The sequence below is a fragment of the Akkermansia massiliensis genome, from assembly GCF_023516715.1.
In the GTDB taxonomy this organism is placed as follows: Bacteria; Verrucomicrobiota; Verrucomicrobiia; order Verrucomicrobiales; family Akkermansiaceae; genus Akkermansia; species Akkermansia massiliensis.
The window spans coordinates 366,407-383,102 of the sequence record NZ_JAMGSI010000002.1; the positions used below are offsets into that span (position 1 = coordinate 366,407).

Annotated in this window: 14 protein-coding genes; 5 read left to right on the forward strand and 9 right to left on the reverse strand. The window is 59.7% G+C overall.

The features are described 5' to 3' along the window. Positions 1–258 precede the first annotated feature (258 nt). From M8N44_RS09285 to M8N44_RS09300, 4 genes are all read right to left on the reverse strand, one after another. Positions 259–993, reverse strand: a complete 735-nt coding sequence (locus M8N44_RS09285) for a L,D-transpeptidase family protein (protein ID WP_180973044.1) — start codon at positions 991–993, stop codon at positions 259–261. Positions 994–1,074: 81 nt separating this feature from the next. Next, entirely contained in the window at positions 1,075–2,991 is a 1,917-nt protein-coding gene (locus M8N44_RS09290) for a hypothetical protein (RefSeq protein ID WP_022396905.1), read from the reverse strand. Then, on the reverse strand, positions 2,988–3,419 hold the full coding sequence (locus M8N44_RS09295; RefSeq protein WP_146018274.1) for a hypothetical protein: 432 nt from the start codon (positions 3,417–3,419) through the stop codon (positions 2,988–2,990). Before M8N44_RS09295 ends, M8N44_RS09290 begins: the two co-directional genes overlap by 4 nt. 53 nt (positions 3,420–3,472) lie before the next feature. After that, positions 3,473–5,302, reverse strand: a complete 1,830-nt coding sequence (locus tag M8N44_RS09300) for an ABC transporter ATP-binding protein/permease (protein WP_022396907.1) — start codon at positions 5,300–5,302, stop codon at positions 3,473–3,475. Positions 5,303–5,434: 132 nt separating this feature from the next. Here M8N44_RS09300 and M8N44_RS09305 point away from each other — a divergent pair, with 132 nt between their 5' ends. Next, positions 5,435–7,096 (forward strand): hypothetical protein, encoded by a 1,662-nt coding sequence (locus M8N44_RS09305; RefSeq protein WP_102728602.1) that lies wholly within the window; start codon positions 5,435–5,437, stop codon positions 7,094–7,096. Between the two features lie 52 nt (positions 7,097–7,148). After that, positions 7,149–7,601: a GNAT family N-acetyltransferase gene (locus M8N44_RS09310; protein WP_180971116.1), complete on the forward strand. Its 453-nt coding sequence runs from the start codon at positions 7,149–7,151 to the stop codon at positions 7,599–7,601. A 15-nt stretch (positions 7,602–7,616) separates the two neighbouring features. Here M8N44_RS09310 and M8N44_RS09315 read toward each other — a convergent pair whose 3' ends face one another. The 3 genes from M8N44_RS09315 to M8N44_RS09325 all read right to left on the reverse strand — a co-directional run bounded on the left by M8N44_RS09315 (position 7,617) and on the right by M8N44_RS09325 (position 10,812). Further along, complete coding sequence (locus M8N44_RS09315; protein WP_146021142.1) at positions 7,617–7,853, reverse strand: hypothetical protein; 237 nt, start codon at positions 7,851–7,853, stop codon at positions 7,617–7,619. 217 nt (positions 7,854–8,070) lie between these two features. Continuing rightward, positions 8,071–9,828, reverse strand: coding sequence for a 4Fe-4S binding protein (locus tag M8N44_RS09320; RefSeq protein ID WP_102728600.1), 1,758 nt, complete (start codon positions 9,826–9,828; stop codon positions 8,071–8,073). Positions 9,829–9,897: 69 nt separating this feature from the next. Next, complete coding sequence (locus tag M8N44_RS09325; protein ID WP_022396912.1) at positions 9,898–10,812, reverse strand: DUF362 domain-containing protein; 915 nt, start codon at positions 10,810–10,812, stop codon at positions 9,898–9,900. Between the two features lie 164 nt (positions 10,813–10,976). Here M8N44_RS09325 and mnmM point away from each other — a divergent pair, with 164 nt between their 5' ends. Beyond that, positions 10,977–11,552, forward strand: coding sequence for a tRNA 5-(aminomethyl)-2-thiouridylate-methyltransferase MnmM (mnmM, locus tag M8N44_RS09330; RefSeq protein ID WP_102728599.1), 576 nt, complete (start codon positions 10,977–10,979; stop codon positions 11,550–11,552). A gap of 59 nt (positions 11,553–11,611) precedes the next feature. On the opposite strand, the gene M8N44_RS09335 is transcribed toward mnmM, so the two are convergent. Together M8N44_RS09335 and M8N44_RS09340 are read right to left on the reverse strand one after the other, a co-directional pair. Continuing rightward, positions 11,612–12,232 carry a non-canonical purine NTP pyrophosphatase gene (locus M8N44_RS09335; RefSeq protein ID WP_102728598.1) on the reverse strand — a complete coding sequence of 207 codons (621 nt, stop codon included), beginning with the start codon at positions 12,230–12,232 and terminating at the stop codon, positions 11,612–11,614. A gap of 37 nt (positions 12,233–12,269) precedes the next feature. Next, positions 12,270–13,031, reverse strand: coding sequence for an exodeoxyribonuclease III (locus tag M8N44_RS09340; protein ID WP_022396915.1), 762 nt, complete (start codon positions 13,029–13,031; stop codon positions 12,270–12,272). Positions 13,032–13,285: 254 nt separating this feature from the next. Between M8N44_RS09340 and nusA the strand changes: the two genes are divergently transcribed. After that, entirely contained in the window at positions 13,286–14,581 is a 1,296-nt protein-coding gene (nusA, locus tag M8N44_RS09345) for a transcription termination factor NusA (RefSeq protein ID WP_022396916.1), read from the forward strand. A 42-nt stretch (positions 14,582–14,623) separates the two neighbouring features. Next, positions 14,624–16,681: a translation initiation factor IF-2 gene (gene infB / locus M8N44_RS09350; protein WP_102728597.1), complete on the forward strand. Its 2,058-nt coding sequence runs from the start codon at positions 14,624–14,626 to the stop codon at positions 16,679–16,681. Positions 16,682–16,696: the final 15 nt, after the last annotated feature.

The following is a 16,696-nucleotide window of genomic DNA, read 5'->3' on the forward strand; positions in this document are numbered from 1 at the left end:
CCGTTTTATCATGCAGAAGCCGGCCTTTGGAAAAAGGCCGGCTTCTTGCGTTTACAGGACGACGCGTTTTATCCCTCTTTCACAAAATCCTCTTTCGCCCTCCGCCTTCTCTTTCCGGAAAACCTTCGGCCTCGCCCCGGTCAAAAACGTGCAAAACCATGCAGCCCACACGCTTGCGCCTATGCCGCCACGGACTGGAAAAACTTGAAGCCCCGTGTCCCCCTTCCCGGCGACGGAATGAGAAAAGGACCATGACCGTCACGGCAATCCCCAGGCTCCGCGCAGGCGCAGGTATTCCTTGGCGGGCAACAGGATGTAAAGGGGATGCCGGGAGGGGTCCAGCCATGCGATCATGGCTCTCAAATTTTCCTCGCTCATGGCGGTGCACCCCGCCGTGGGAGCTCCCCCATCCCTGCGCCAGATATGGAAGAAGATGGAGGAACCGGCCCCCGGCACGGGTTTTTCCCGTCCGGATGCGGCATTATGCCGGATGAACAGTTTCAGGCTGTGGGCGTAATCGTTCAGCTTCATCTGCTGCTTGAACTCCCACGGCGTGACGGGGTCATGCTTCAGCACGAAGTGCTGGTTGTACAGCGGAGAAGCGGGATCATCCACCCACATGTCCCGCGGCGTGATGCGGCGGTACGGCATGGAACGCTTCTTCTGCGGAACGGGAACGGTGCCATACACGCCCCCCAGCTCAAAGATGCCGGCGGGAGAGCGCAAGTCCCCCTCCTTCTTCACCGGACCGCCGGAGGGAGGCATGCTGACGCCCCTGCCCCACACCAGACCGGCCTTTCCCAGACGCGCCGGAAACGGACCTTTCACCATCACCCAGCCGCGCGGCCCCTTCTCCAGAAGGCTCAATTGCACATGGGAGCTGTTCCAGCCGTCCGCGGAACCCACAATCACCTGGCTGCAATCCGCGGGAAGAGCCGCGGCCGAAAAACAGAACGCCGCCAGCATGCACAAACACAGGTATACTGCCTTCATGGGCCGTAGCATAACGGCGCCGCTCCGGAAAAAAAGCAAATACTCCGTCTCCGCAGCCGCACCGCTGAACGGAAAACTTCCCTAGTTCAGCGGAAGAACCTCGTTCAACAGGGATTCGATGCCTTCCTTGGCAAAGCGGGAATACAGGTACAGCTTCTTGGCCTCCATGTACTTGCCCAGGGCGGAACCCACTTCTCCCGCGTTCCTGCACTTTTCCGCATCATTCAGCAGGTTCACCAGGGTACTCGCCTTCGTCGTCAGGTCCAGATACTGGGCGTTCAATTCCTGGTCATTGATGAACAGCTCCTGGTCCTTGGAACGGAGCTGCTGGAGTTCCTCCCAGGCGCCGTACACGTCCTGCATGGCTTCGCGCTGGCGCGCCGCGCCCAGAGCCCGTTCAATAACGGCCATCTTGCCAAGGTCCTCCACAAACTGCTTCTGGAGTTCCGGATCATCCTTCACCAGAACGGCGAATTCATGCTGGTTGTCAAAGATGCGGCGGTAATTCTTATTCTTGTGGAAGCGCTTGAAGTCCTCCAGCGCGTGGGACTGCTGACCGGCGGCCATCATGGCGTTCCGCAGCGGAAGAAGGCGGGGGTTCTTGGGCCAGATTTCAATGGCGCTCTTCAGGCATTCCTCCAGCTTGGCCCGGTCACCTCTGGCGAGGGCTTCCTGGCCCTGGGCGATATAGGCGTCACTGGCGAACACGGCAGCGCTGATGGCGGATTCCGCACGGCCCGTGCTGAAATCCCGGGAGGTCTTCTTGAGGTTTTCCACCAGGGTGAGGGCTTCCTCGTAATCCTTGCCGTTCATCAGCTCAAACAGCTTTTCCACGTCCCGCTTGAAGGCGTACAGCTTCTGCTTCTTTTCATACGGGAACGTGTTCACGGCGGGCATGAACTCCCCGATCAGCAGCGCCTCATTCAACCGTTCCAGGGCATCCACGTAATGATGGGAATCAACCAGGTTGTTCACGGCCTTCATGTGGCGGTCGGAATCACGGGCCAGCTCCCGGGAAAGGTTGTCCAGAATGGCGACGGTGGGCGGGGTGCCCAGCGTTCCGCTGAACATCTTGGCGGCGTCCGAATTCTTGTCCAGCCGCAGCTTGGTATCCCCGTCATTGAACAGGCGGCTGTAAATGCCGCAGCCTATGGAAACATGGTCGAAGCGCCGCTGCGCGAACAACTGAACCAGCGTGGACTGGAAAACGATCTTCGCTTCCGTCACCGTCAGCACCTGTTCACTCTCCAGCTTCAGCTTGCGGGCCTCCATTTCCACCATGCGCTTTTCCAGGTACTTGTAGCGTGGGTTGTTCTTGGCCGGATTATTGGCAGAAGTGCCCTTTTTCCCGCCCTTCTGGTTGGAGGGAGAGCCGGAGCTGGTGGTCACGCCGCTCTCCATGAGGCTCATTTTCTGGGCATTGCTGCGTATTTCCCTCTCCATCGCTTCAAGCATCTTCCCCTTGTTCTTTCCATTGCTCTTGGCCTGCCATGCGGTGTAGATAGCCTGGCAGAGGGCATCGGAAACGCCACCGTCCAGCGGATTGCTGGAAGCGGCGGTCAGCAGGTCCACCACCTGCCGCACCACGTTGTCCGCCATCAGCTTTTCCTTGCGCATGGAAAGCGTCTCATGAAGCTTTTCAAAAATCTTCTGGTACTCCTTCGCATCCTCCGTGCTTTCCTCCGGCTGGCTCAGGTACTTATTGAAGCGCGCCTCAATTTCCCGGAAACTGCCCATGTTCAGCGTTGTTCCGTTGATGGTCACGGTGCCGTCCTGGGGATTCAGGAAAGGAATTTCATTGCCGTACAGGGACTTGGCATCTCCCTGCCGGGAAGGCTGGTAGGCATTCGGCTGCGCGGCAGGCGGGGAGGAAGGGGGCGCGGCAGGCGCACCGCCGCCGGAAGCGGGGGGATTGTACATCATCTGCCCCAATGCGGGAACCGCGCAGGCCAGGGTCAGGAGAAAGCAGCTTTTCATGGGGCGGGGAAGGTTGTTCATTTAGGCTGAATGGATGTGGCTACGCATACGCCGCGCACCTTCGGATTGACGTCTTCCACCCGGAACTCTATTCTGTATTGCTGGTCCCGGTTGATGTTCAGTCCGTTCCTGGCTTCCGCAGAAACACAGACGGGAATAATGTACTCACGACCGGAAGCGTCCCTGTACAAAAAGGAAATCAGCTCGGACTCGCCGCGCGGAAAACGGTCGATCACCGTTCCGTCCAGCGCATAGTTGTTATTGGAAAGCTGGGAGGCGTTCGCCGCCAGGATATCCAGCGGAATATCCGACCCCGCCTGCGGCTTCTCCCTGGCACGGAACACGACAAACCCCACGATGACGGCCAGCACAAGAACAGCCGCGCCGGCCATCAGCATCGGCGTGGATGATGAGGAACTCTTCTTTTTTGCTGCACGTCGTCTCGCCATAACTTTTGATGGAAAAAGTATATAACGAACTCCGTGCAAGTGCACGCATTAAATTACAGCTCCCAGCGCGAGCGGCGGATTCCCGCGTAGGAAGCCGCAATGCCGCATGCAACATGCACGCCCAGAACAATGTAACAGGTCAGCGCGGGCGTCAGGTCCGTATCCAGCACATTCTTGACGGCGTTGTACACGTCAGATTTCAGGGCGGAGATGCTGCCGGACCACGCCCAGTATGCGGAAATGAAGGGCCGTATGAAGCCCTCCACCTGTTCCGGAAGGGCCAGCACCGCTCCGGAAAGGGGAAGCTGGAAGCCCACCAGGTAAATGCTCAGGAGGGAGGCCTGGTCCGCACTCCGGGCCAGGGAGGAAATGCCCAGGCATACAAAGGTCATGGCGGCATCCGCCAGAATCAGGAACAGCAGGTGCGTCAGGCCCCCGCCGCGGTCCCAGAAGAAGTCCACAAAGGCGAACATCCAGACGGACTGCACCAGCACCAGAACGCTCAAGTAGGCCAGCTTGCTCCCCAGGTACGCGGAGGGCCTCATTCCCGCGTATTTCTCCTTTTCCATGATGGCCCGTTCTCCGGCCACCTCCCGGGCGGCGTTGTTGGAACCCATCAGGCCCAGCAGAATCACCTCGAACATGATGATGCCGGAGACGGCGGAACCCGTCTTCATGTTCAACTGCTGGGCTTCCATGTCCTTCTGGATGGTCTGGACGTCCTGCGTGGCGGAAAGGCCCACGATCTGCCCGGTCCCCTTGTCCGTGAACATGGCTACCAGCACCGGGAACAGCAGCACCATCACCAGTTGAAGAACCAACTGGGAACGGTCGCGGAAAAAGATGCGCCAGCGCCGTCCCAGCAGGCAGAAGAACTGCGTGAAGAATCCCGGAACCTCCGGAATGGCTTCCGCCGCGGCCTCCGGGGAATTCCCGTTCCCTTCCGCAGGCGCAGTTTCCCCGGAATCGCTCCGCACGGCGTCCCCCTTTTCCGTTCCGGGTTCCTCGGGAGCCTTCTCCGCCTCCACGTTGCTGCGGACGGCATCAGGGTCCGGCAATTCTCCGGAAAGAATCTTCTTCTCCCTTTCCTGTTCCAGGCGGGAATAATAGGAATCCCGGTGCTTGCCCCACGAACGGCACCAGGAGGGGCCTTCACGGTCCTGGAGCTTCGGATAAATCTCTTCCAGCGAGGAAACGCCGAAGTAATGCAGCATCGTCTTCGGAGAACCGTGATAGGCCACGCAGCCCTGGTGCATGACCAGGATGGAATCATACATGTCCAGGTGGGAAAGGCTGTGCGTGACGGAAATGACGATGCGGCCTTCCGAACGGGAGATTTCATGCAGGAGGTCCACAATATCGTGCTCGGACCTCGGGTCCAGGCCGGACGTCACCTCATCGCAAATCAGCAGGCGCGGATTGGACACCAGCTCCATGGCCAGCGCCAGGCGGCGCTTCTGGCCGCCGGAAAGAATCTTCACATCCCGGTCCGCAATCCCCTCCATCCCCGTTACCTCCAGGGCATTGTCAATGCTGTCGTCCAAATCGTCCACGGAATCGAACCGGCAGCGGAGCCTGGCGGCGCTCTCCACGTTCTCATCCACGCTCAACTGGTCATAGGCAATGCTGAACTGGGGAACGAACCCGATTTCCGACGGCTCGAAGTCCTCTTCCGCCAAATCATGGCCGTTCCAGAAAAAACGTCCGTCCGTTTCCGCAATCATGCCCGCAATCGCCTTTAACAAGGTGGTCTTTCCACAACCGGAAGGGCCAACAACAGCCATAAAATGCCCGCGAGGCACATTAAAACTAACATTGTCCAATAATTTCAAAGGACCATCCGGTGTTTCTATTTCATATGTAATGCCGTCCGCCTGCAACATGGTTCTTTTACTCTAGCGTATCAACTTCCGCATCATCAAGGAAAATCGGGCATCAGTGTTTTATCTTGCCGTAAACGAAGAATATGTTATTCAAAAACTTTCCCTTTAAGGCATTTCCCCAATTAAAATCAAATGGTTTTCCCCCGCATTCTTGCTTTAGCCGCCTTGCTGGCCCCCCTGGCGGCCGCCGCCCGGCCTCCATCCGCGGACCAACCCCGTTTTACCGCCGTCCTGGATGATTGGCGCATTTCCTATATGGACGAACCCGGCCATGTCCATCTCGGAATCTCCATCATGCTGCAAGGCAAAGGAACCTTCGTCATTCCTTCTTCCAGGGAAGGGCAGCTCACGCGCCTGGCCATGCAGGATTCCACCGGAAAAGAAATACCCTGCAATCCCTATCAGCCATGGGGAACGCCCGGCAAGCTCAATCCTTCCCATGTCACCGGGTCCCACTCATCATCCTCTCCCGGTTCACCCTACAAAACCCTGCAATTCTCCTGCGGATTCAGGGAGCTTCCGGCCCCTCAATCGGAATGGCTGCGCATCCGCGGGACCTGGACCGTCCAGTTCTGCCCGGAACCGCAGCGGCTGATGCTGAAGCAAACGGTCAAACCGGCGGAAGAACCCCAGACTTTTTATCTGGACCTTCCGGAACCGAACGTCCGGGAGGACAGCGACATCGCCCGGGCCGATTCCGCCAGCAACACTGCTTCCATTCAGCTGAAAACCAACGAAGAGCGGACCACCCTCTCCTGCGAGGCGGAATTCCCCTCTTCCGCTTCCATTCAAGGCTTTGCCATTCTGGATTCCTCCGGACTCCCCATACCGGGCCTGCGGCGCGCCCATACGCCGGAAATCACAGAACATAAAGATGGTAAAACCAGCATTTCCTGCCTGCATGAAATGGAAGAAGGAGCGGGAAAACCATCCCCTTCCCTTCCCCGTGAATTGAATCTCGGCGTCGTTTACCTTCCCCGCAAACATTCACTGGATGTTCCCATTGACCTGGCCGTGAACCCTTCCCTCTCTCCGCCTTCCACTCCCCGGGAAGCGGTGAACAACCATGAATCCGGCCTCTCCGCACAACCGTCACCGGCTCTTCAGGTAAAATTATACAATTGGGTTTTCCATAAAGAAGGCCATGAACCCGTCTTCCTCGGCATTTACATTCATACGGATAAAAACCACGCCCTGCTTAATGATATGGAACAGCAGGGCGCCAGTTACATCAACCTTTCCACCCCCGGCGGAAAAACAGCCGTTCACTGCCGGGTTCATCCCCCCACATGGGGCACTTCCACCTACAATATGCTTTTTTTCCCTCTTCCCCGTTCACTGCCTCCCGGCGACAAGGGATGGCTGCTGACCGGGGAGCTCCGCGTGCCGGCCGGAGAGGTCCGGACAACTCCGGCCCGGACGATTTCCGCAGAACCGGGCAAACAATGGGCGATCGACGTTCCGGGGGCATCCGGAGATTATCCTCCCTTCCAGGTTCAGGCCACCCTCCTCAGCATCAAGCCCTCAGCAAAGGAATTCCGGGCCACCTTCAAGTTGAAGGGTCACCATGGAAATCCGCATTTCAGCGGCTTCCATGTGGAAGGGGGCATGCAGATCATGTCCAACAAGGACCCGGAGGATGAAACCGCGCAGCTCATCACCTATTCCTTTCCGCACTCTCCCGCTACTTTAAGCTGCTGTGTAAAATACATCGGCCGCCCAACCGTCATACGCCACCCCCTGAACATGCGCATCGGGCTGGGAGGCATCGTCCCGGACCCTCCGGAAAAATGACATTCCGCTTTTTTTCATGGCTTCCGTCCTGCTACGGAACCATGATGGAGGCATGATCCGGCAAGCGTCCCGGGAAGATTTTCCGGCAATCCTGAAGCTTCAATTACTCGCCTTCGGAGAAGTGGCGGAGCGGCTTGGACTCGCCAGCATCCCGCCTCTGGAACAAACCCTGGAACATTTGCGGGAAGAGGCGCGGAACAGCGTCTTCTTCAAGTATACGGAAAACAGCCGCATCGTCGGCTCCGTCAGGGGCTGTCTGGACGGCAAAAACGTCTGCCATGTCGGCAAGCTGGTTGTGGACCCGGCCCGCCGGAACAGGGGAATCGGCCAGCAACTCATGCTTGCCCTGGAAGAACACTTCCGCGGACAGGCAGCCGCCTACCTTCTGTTCACTTCGGCAGATACTCCTGAAACCCTGTATCTGTACCTCAAACTGGGCTATACGGAACTGTACCGGAAAGAGGCCGGAGGGATGACCACGGTGTTTCTGGAAAAGAAGGCGTGAGGGCGCCGGAAGCCCTCATTCCATCAGCTTCCACACAGCCAGCCGGGTGATGGAGCCTATCAGCAGAAGAGCCGCCGCAATTAGGAAGGGAGACCATCCCAGCGCCCCCGCAGCCAGCAGAAACGCCACGGCGCACACCAATAGAAAAGCATTGATGAACCGCATCAGGCTCCATTCCTCCGGATAGAGGGGCGATAGGCTGAAGGCATCCGCCAGCCTGTCCATCACGAATTCAAGAATTTCACTTTCCATCCATTCCCACATAGACTTAACTTTTTTACCGCAATTTGACCATCAATGATTTACCTGCACATGCAAGTAAAAGAATGGTCGGAGTTTTTCATGATGAAAGGGTTTTTCAAGGGCCCGGAGGCCCTTGTTCCCGGCAGCGCGAGCATCAGGCAACACAGGGGAATGGGGCCGCCCATTGCGTGGACAAAACAGGCATCCCGGCCTTCACGGACCCTATTCAGAACGGGAAGTCCGCATCGCCCACCGGGTCCACGGCCTTTTCCTCAAACTTCTTCACGGCTTTCTGCTGGGGATTCACGGCGCGGACGACGAGCGCGCGGGGCGGCATTTCCCGGCGCTTTTTGAACTCGCACTTTTCCTCGCACAGGTTGCAGGTATTCAGGCGCGCGCGTTCCTCAGGCCGTTCCGTGGTGACGGGGCAGGCATGTTCGCACGCGCCGCAGCCGATGCACAGGGAGGGGTCCAGCCTGGGCAGGCGGTGTTCCTGGCCGTCCCGCCCGATGTAGGGCACCGTATAAAGGGCCTTGGTGGGGCAATGCTCCGTACAGGCGCCGCAGTCCATGTCCTCCCGGGCAACCAGGCAGCGGCAGACGTAAAACCGGGCTACGGCGATGCGCGTGGTATCCTTCGTAATTTCCGCGGTATCCCTCTCCGCAGTAATGGGCAGCCTGCGAATGGCTCCTGTGGGGCAGACTTCCGCGCAGCGGTGGCAGTCGTACAGACAATACTTGGTGGAAAAATCCATCCGGGGCTTCATGAACCCTTTCAGCCCAAGCTGCAAATAGGCGGGCTGGAGCACATGGGTAGGGCAGTTGGCAATGCACATCTGGCAGCCGGTGCAAACATCCAGAAAACGTTCCAGGGAACCGGCTCCGGGAGGAAGAACGCACTGGGTGGGGTCCAGCCTCTGGGCGGCGTCGCCCCGGCATCCGGAAAGAGCCGCCGTAGCCAGGCCGGCCGCCGTAGCCCCCAGGAACTGGCGGCGGGAGCTCCCGGCAATGAAGGGAACCGCGGCAGAAGAAGCGGGAGCGGGCGCCGGAGCGGTTTTTTTCTTCCTGGCGGGAATCAGGCGGCGGGTTTTGGCAAACCAGCGGTAGCGTATCCCCCCCTCGCTGCACGAACGCACGCAGTCATAGCATGCTACGCAGCGGGAGGCGTCTATTTTGTATTCCTTGAGGTTCAGGCACTGGGCCTTGCATGATTTGACGCATTTGCCGCATTTCTTGCAGGAGGCGGGATCAAAGCCCAGCCGGAAGAGGGAAACGCGGGAAAGCAGCCCCAGCAGAGTACCGACGGGGCATACCGTATTGCAGTACAACCGCCCTTTCCAGGCGCTCATGGCGACCACCAGGCCGAGCATGCCGGCAGAAGCCAGCAGAGCCGGGAGAGCCACGGGAAAATAATTCATCCGGACCAGGTCCGCGGAAGAACTGTCAGCCGCCAGCAGGTTATTGCTCCAGATGGCGGCAGGCCACGCCAGCACATACATGATGCGCCCGAAAATGCTGTACGGGTCCAGCCAGTTCAGGGAAAGTCCGGCCAGTCCCGTCACGCAGCAGGCGGCCAGCAAAACCAGAACCACATACCGCACCCACGGCACGGGGCGCGCAAACTTCAAGAAGCGCTTCGGCGCAATCCAGCGGCGGATTCTGAAAACGATGTCCTGGAGAATCCCCAGCGGACAGAGGAAGGAGCAGTACACCCTCCCGAACAGCAGCGTAAGCAGCAGCAGAACCGCCAGAATCACGGCGGAAACGGCCACCCCGTCCAGAGTCCCGAGCACGGATGGAATGAATTGCCACTGAGCCAGGAAAAAGGAGTCTTCCATGCCCTCTCCGCCGCCCGTCATGTTCGGCACGTTCCACGCGGGGATATGGTGCAGGAAAGCGTACGCAATCCCGAGGAAGAAGATGACGGCCACCGTCACGCGGAGCCACTTCAGCGGACTGACGAAAAAGGCTTTGATGACTGACATATTTATTTTAAACCCGCCGGAGGCGGAAAGTTGGCCCCCTTCGCGTCATCCGCAGGAGGGGGCGCCGCGTCAGGCCATGCTGATGCGGCGGATATTGAGCTTGGAAAGGTCGGCGGTGCCCAGCCCCATTTCTTCCCCAAGCTGCACGTGGCGGATCTTTCCGGCCTTGTTCAGCAGGGCCGCGCCTGCGGCGTCAATGGCTACGATGTCACGGGAAGCCAGAAGGGTTTTGCGCTCCACCAGGTCATTCGTGTCCTTCCCCACGGGGCCGTTGCGCACCATGGGCATGTAGGCGTCCAGCACGCACAGGTCCGGCTTGCGGAAATACACGGCGTCCGCGATGCACTGGTGCAGGTCGTTCTTATGCATGGCTCCACGGTCCCAGACGGTGCCCATCACGTTCTTCATGCAGGCGGTCATCTCGGAACCGCTGTGGTGCTTGAGCGGGGGGCAGGTGATATAAACGTCCGCTTCCAGCACGGCCTTGTGCACCTTGGCGGAGGTGAATTTTTTGGCCTTCGGGTTTTCCGTCTGCACGTACTGCCCTTCATTGCCGCCGTCCACCATCACGCCCCCGGCTTTTTCCACGGCCTCTTTCACGCCGCTGCCTTCATAGGCGCCGTTGTGGCAGCAGTGGTCGAATACCCTGACTTCCTTCGCCCCCGCCTGCTTGCACAGCTCCACCAGCGTGGCGACGGTTTCAGGATGGGTGTTGGAGCCGAATTCCGGAGCCTTGTTCCAGCCGATGTTGGGCTTGATCACGACGGTCTGGCCCGGCTTGACGAATGCCTTCATGCCTCCCAGCGTATCCACGGCCTTCCTGACCATTTCCGCACGGGTTCCGTTGCGGACGGCCACCAAGTCCGGAATGCCGGAAGCTGCCGAAGCTCCGGCCTCCTGGGCGAACAGGGAATCCATGTCCGATATGGCTGCCAGCGCCCCTACGGCGGCAGTCCCTTTTAGAAAAGTGCGTCTGTCAGTCATCTTCGTTGCAAAGTCAGTGGTTTATCCCCGCATGCAAAGGCATGTACAAGGTTTTATGCCTCTTCCTAACATACGCCTTGCTGAAAAACAACCTGTCATCATTCCTGCACGGGAATTTTTACAAACGAATTGTCATACAGGGGCGGCTCCTATAAAACCCGGTCATGAAATGTTCCCTGCTCAGCCGTCCCATGACCTGCACGCATGACTGGATCAGCCGCGTCGTCCTGCCCGGGGATACGGTCGTGGACGCTACGGCAGGCAACGGACACGACACGGTTTTCCTGGCCCGTCTGGCCGGCCCTTCCGGCCAGGTGCACGCCTTTGACGTGCAGGAGGAAGCCATTCGCGCCACCAGGGAGCGTCTGGAGAAAGAAGGGCTGCTCACCTCCGCCGTCCACCTCCATCTGGCCAGCCATGACCGCCTGGCGGAACTGGTCACCGGTCCCGTGAAGGCCGTCGTCTTCAACCTGGGCTACCTGCCGGGCGGGGATAAAAAAACGATCACCAGAACGGGCTGCACCCTGGCGGCGCTGGAACAGGCCGCCGCCCTCATCGCCCCGAACGGCCTTCTCAGCGTCATGTGCTATCCCGGCCACGAAGGCGGGGATGCGGAAGCGGAAGCCGTGGAGGATTTCCTTTCCCGCCTGCCGCACCATTCCTGGCGCACCGGCAAATACCAGCTCCTGAATACCGGAACTCCGGCCCCCTTCCAGATCTGCGCGTTCAGGCTGGACTGACCTTCCCCGTAAAAATACGGGAACAAGGCCAGTTCACCATCAAATGCCCGGAAAAACCATCAGTCCCGGCATTCCTTCATCCATTCCACCACCTGCGCCAGAGCCCGGGCGCGGTGCGACATGGAATTCTTCACCTCCATGGGAAGCTGGGCAAAACTCAGTTCATGGCCTTCCGGGACAAACAGCGGATCATAGCCGAACCCCCCTTCCCCGGCCGGTTCCGTCAGCATGTGGCCTTCCACGGAACCGGAAAACTCCGCCAGCACGCTGCCATTCCTGGCAAGCACCATCACGCAGCGGAACCGTGCGGAGGGCTTGTCCCCCGGCTTGACTCCGGCGCGCCGCAGTTCCTCCATCATGCGGAGGTTGTTCCGCGCGTGGTTCCCTTCCTCCCCGCCGAAGGAGGAGGACCAGACGCCGGGACGGCCGCCCAGCACATCCACCTCCAGCCCGGAATCATCCGCCAGCAGGACGCCGGGAATGCACCTGGAGGCGGAAAGCGCCTTGAGCGTGGCGTTCTCCGTAAACGTGACTCCCGTTTCATCCACGGGCGGAGCCTGGGGGTAGTCGGAAAGGTCCTTCACTTCCCATTCTCCGGCCAGCATGGCGCGGATTTCCCCGGTCTTGTGGGCGTTGCGCGTGGCAACCACCAGCAGAGGCAATTCTTGTTCCATCATCATGAATTTTTGCAGTTGAAAACCGTATGGAAGACCGCGTTCAGCAGTCAATTTCCAGGCTGACGGGGCAATGGTCGGACCCCGTCACGTCCGGATGGATGGCGGCGCCCTTCACCCTGGGAGCCAGCGGATTGGAAACGCAGAAGTAGTCAATGCGCCATCCGACGTTCCGGGCGCGGGCGCCTGCGCGGTAGGACCACCAGCTGTACCAGCCCGGTTCCTCCGGATGCAGGGCGCGGAAGGTATCCGTGAACCCGGCCTCAAGCAGCAGCGTGAACCCGGCGCGCTCCTGGTCGCTGAACCCGGCGGAAAAACGGTTCTCCCTGGGGCGGGCGATGTCGATCTCCTCATGGGCTACATTCAAATCCCCGCAGAAGACGACCGGCTTGGTTTCCGCCAAGGCCGCCACATACTTGCGGAACGCAGCATCCCACTGTTCTCGGTACGGGAGGCGCACCAGCTCGTTCTGGGAATTGGGGGTATAGCAGTTGACCAGGTAAAACTGTTCAAACTCCATCGTGCACACGCGCCCCTCCCGGTCATGCTCCGGCCAGCCGATTCCGGTGGACGTGGAAAGGGGCTGCACACGGCTGAGGATCAGCACGCCGGAATAACCGGCCTTCTCCGCCGGATTCCAGAGCTGGTGCGGCCAGGAGGAAATCCACAGGTCATTCACCTGTTCTGGACGCGCCTTGATCTCCTGAAGGCAGAGGACGTCCGGCTCCAGCGCCTCCACGGCGTCCCCCATTCCCTTGCCGAGGATCGCCCGCAATCCGTTCACATTCCATGAGACGAGTTTCATGCACGCATACTTCCCGTTTTTGCCGGCTCCGTCAAGCCCTCAAACACCCCCGCCCCGCACCCTTCCAGGGGACCGCTGAAAACCCTTCTTCCGGAATCATCCCCAGTCTTTTGCATGCCGCATAGAACAAGCGTTTTTTCTTGCCAGGACCGCCCCCTCATGCTTACTTAGATAGGCAAACACCCCGAGAGACACTCGAGAGTGGGTCTGTCGACCCGCTCTTTTTTGTCTATCCATCACACTCCTCCACACTCATGACAAACGATATCAAAGCTTTAATTGACTACTACGAGAGGGAAAAAGGGCTCTCCCGTGAAAAAATTCTTCTCGCTCTGGAATCCGCTTTTCTCTCCGCCTACCGCAAGATGGTTCCCGGCTCCGGCAGCATCAACTACCTGAGGGCTGAAATCAACGTGGACAAGGGGAAGGTGCGCATCTTTGCGGATCTGGAAGTGGTGCCGGATGAAGAATACTCCGACAAGTTCAACCAAATCCCCCTCTCCCTGGCCGTCAAGCTGGACCGGAACGCCGTCCTGCACGACCTGCTGCCCACCAACATCACGCCGAAGGGCTTTGGCCGCATCGCGGTACAGACTGCCCGCCAGACCATGCTCCAGAAGCTGCTGGATGCGGAAAAGGAAATGCTTTACGACGAGTTCAAGGACCGCGCCGGCGATCTGGTGACGGGCACCATCCGCCGCTTTGAAAAGGGGGACATCTTTGTGGACCTCGGCAAATTCGAGGGCGTCATGACCTCCCGCGAACGCGTGCCGAATGAAGACTACAGCGTCGGCGACCGCATGCGCTTCTACGTGGTGGAAGTGCGCACGGAAGCCCGCGGACCGGAAGTCATCCTCTCCCGCAGCCATCCGAATCTGGTGCGCCGCCTCTTTGAATCGGAAGTGGTGGAAATAGGCGACCAGACCGTAGAAATCCACGGCATCGCCCGTGAAGCGGGCTACCGCACCAAGGTGGCCGTCATCAGCCATGACGACAAGGTGGACCCGGTGGGCGCATGCGTAGGCATGCGCGGAGCCCGCGTCAAAAACATTGTCCGGGAGCTCAACAACGAAAAAGTGGACATCCTGGAATGGACGGAGGACCCCGTCATCTTCGTCCGGGAGGCCCTCAGCCCCGTGGAACCGCGGGAAATCACCGTGGACGAGGAAGCCAAAAAAATCTTCGTCATCGTCCAGGACGACAAGGACCTCTCCAAGGCCATCGGCCGCAGGGGCCAGAACGCCCGCCTCACCTCCCGCCTGATGGGCTGGGACGTCCAGGTGCGCGTCTTTGACGTCCAGGAAGCGGAAAAACGCCAGAACCAGGCCGCGGCCGAGGAAGTGATGCGCCAATGCCAGGCCGCCGCAAAGACCCTCAGCGAACAACTGGAAATCCCAGAAGAAACCGCCATGGGCCTAGTGACCATGGGTGGGACGGACCTGGTGGCCCTCACCGGATTTGAAGCTTCCGACATCGCGGAAAGCATGGGCATTCCCGCAGAGGAAGCCGCCCAGATTCTGGACAAGGCCCGGGACCTTATCTCCCAATAACCGTTGAGCGCGGCGCTCAATATCTAACAAACTTAAATTAAGATGCCTAATAAACAAGAAGAGAACGAACCCAAAAAGGAAGTGTTGGATCTGATCGGCGGATCTCCCAAAAAGAAACGCGCACCCCAGCCGGAACCCGCACCGGCGCCATCCCGTCCTGCCCCGGTCAAGAAAGAAGCTCTCGACTTGCTTTCCGGCCCCAAGAAAAAAGCGCCCGCCTCCGCTCCCTCCGAGCCGGCTACCGCCCCTGCCCAGGCCGCACCCGCCGCAGAATCTGCCGCGCCTGCCCCCCAGGAAACGGACTCCGCAGACGATAAAATCATCAACCTCAAGCCGCCCGTCTCCGTCTCCGAGCTGGCAGGCATGCTGCAAGCCAAGCCCTTCCAGATCATCAAGGACCTGATGGGCATGGGCATCTTCGCCAACCCGAATACGCCGCTGGACGCGGACGCCGTCAGCGCCATCTGCGACCTGCACGGCTACACCTTCGCCCGTGAAAAACGGGAAAAGGGCGGCGGCGTCAAGGCCCAGCAGGAACCGGTCAAGGAACCGGAACCCGTGCCGGTGGTGGAAGAACCCAAGGCCACCCTCATCCTGCGCACGCCCATCATCACCGTCATGGGCCATGTGGACCACGGCAAAACCTCCCTGCTGGACTACATCCGCAAGGCGCGCGTAGCCAAGGGGGAAGCCGGGGGCATCACCCAGCACATCGGCGCCTATACGGTGGAATACAACGGCAGCACCCTCACCTTCCTGGATACCCCGGGACACGCCATCTTCACGGAAATGCGCGCCCGCGGCGCGGACGTGACGGACATCGTGGTACTGGTAGTGGCCGCCAATGACGGCATCATGCCCCAGACGAGGGAAGCCATCGCCCACTCCAAGGCGGCCGGCAAAACCATCATCGTGGCCATCAACAAATGCGACCTTCCGGCCGCAGACCCCGTCAAGACCAAGAGCGGCCTGATGGAGGAAGGACTGGTTCCCACGGACTTCGGCGGCGACGTGGAATGCGTGGAAGTCTCCGCCCTGACCGGCGACGGCATCGACGACCTTCTCGGCCTTCTCGTCCTCCAATCGGAAGTGCTCGAACTCCAGGCCAACCCCAAGGCCAACTGCCGCGCCTCCATCATTGAGGCCCGCGTGGAACCCGGCACGGGCAGCTCCGCCACGGCCATCGTGGAAAGCGGCACCATCCGCGTAGGCATGCCCTTCATCTGCGGCCCGTACGCCGGCAAGGTGCGCGCCCTGGTCAACGACCACGGCGAACGCGTCAAAAAGGTGGGGCCCGGCATGCCCGTGGAAATTACCGGCTTTTCCGAAACCCCGAACGTGGGCGACGAACTGGTGGAAATGGAAAACGAACGCGCCGCCAAGAAGCTGGGCGAAGAACGCCAGGAGGAACTGCGCAAGCAGCGCCTGGCCCAGCCCCGCAAGGCCCGCATGGAAGAACTGCTCGCCATGATGGGCGACGGCACCCAGAAAGCCCAGCTCAAGATCCTTCTCAAGGGGGACGTGCAGGGCTCCGTGGAAGCCATCAAGAAGGCCATTATGGACATCCAGTCGGACAAGGTGGAATGCGTCTTCCTGAACGCCTCCGCCGGCCCCATCTCGGAATCGGACGTGCTGCTGGCCTCCTCCTCGGACGCCGTCATCCTGGGCTTCAACGTCAAGGTGGAAGCCAACGCCGTGAAACTGCTCAAGCGGGAAGGCGTGCAGGTGAAGCTTTACTCCATCGTTTACGAACTCATCGACCAGGTGAGGGATGCCATGCTGGGTCTTCTGGAACCGGAAACGCGTGAAACCATCATCGGCCACGCCAAAGTGCTCCAGGTCTTCAAACTCAACAAGGGCCGCGCGGCGGGCTGCATGGTGGAGGACGGAAAAATCCTCCGCAGCTGTGAAGCGCGCGTTATCCGCGACAAGACTCCCGTCTTTGACGGTAAAATGTCCACCCTGCGCCGCTTCCAGGATGAAGTGGAAGAAGTCAAGGCCGGCCTGGAATGCGGCATCCGCCTGGGCGACTTCAACGAATACGAGGCAGGCGACATCATCGAATGCTACACGCTGGAAAAAATCCAGCAAACGCTGTAACCCCAAGCAGGAACC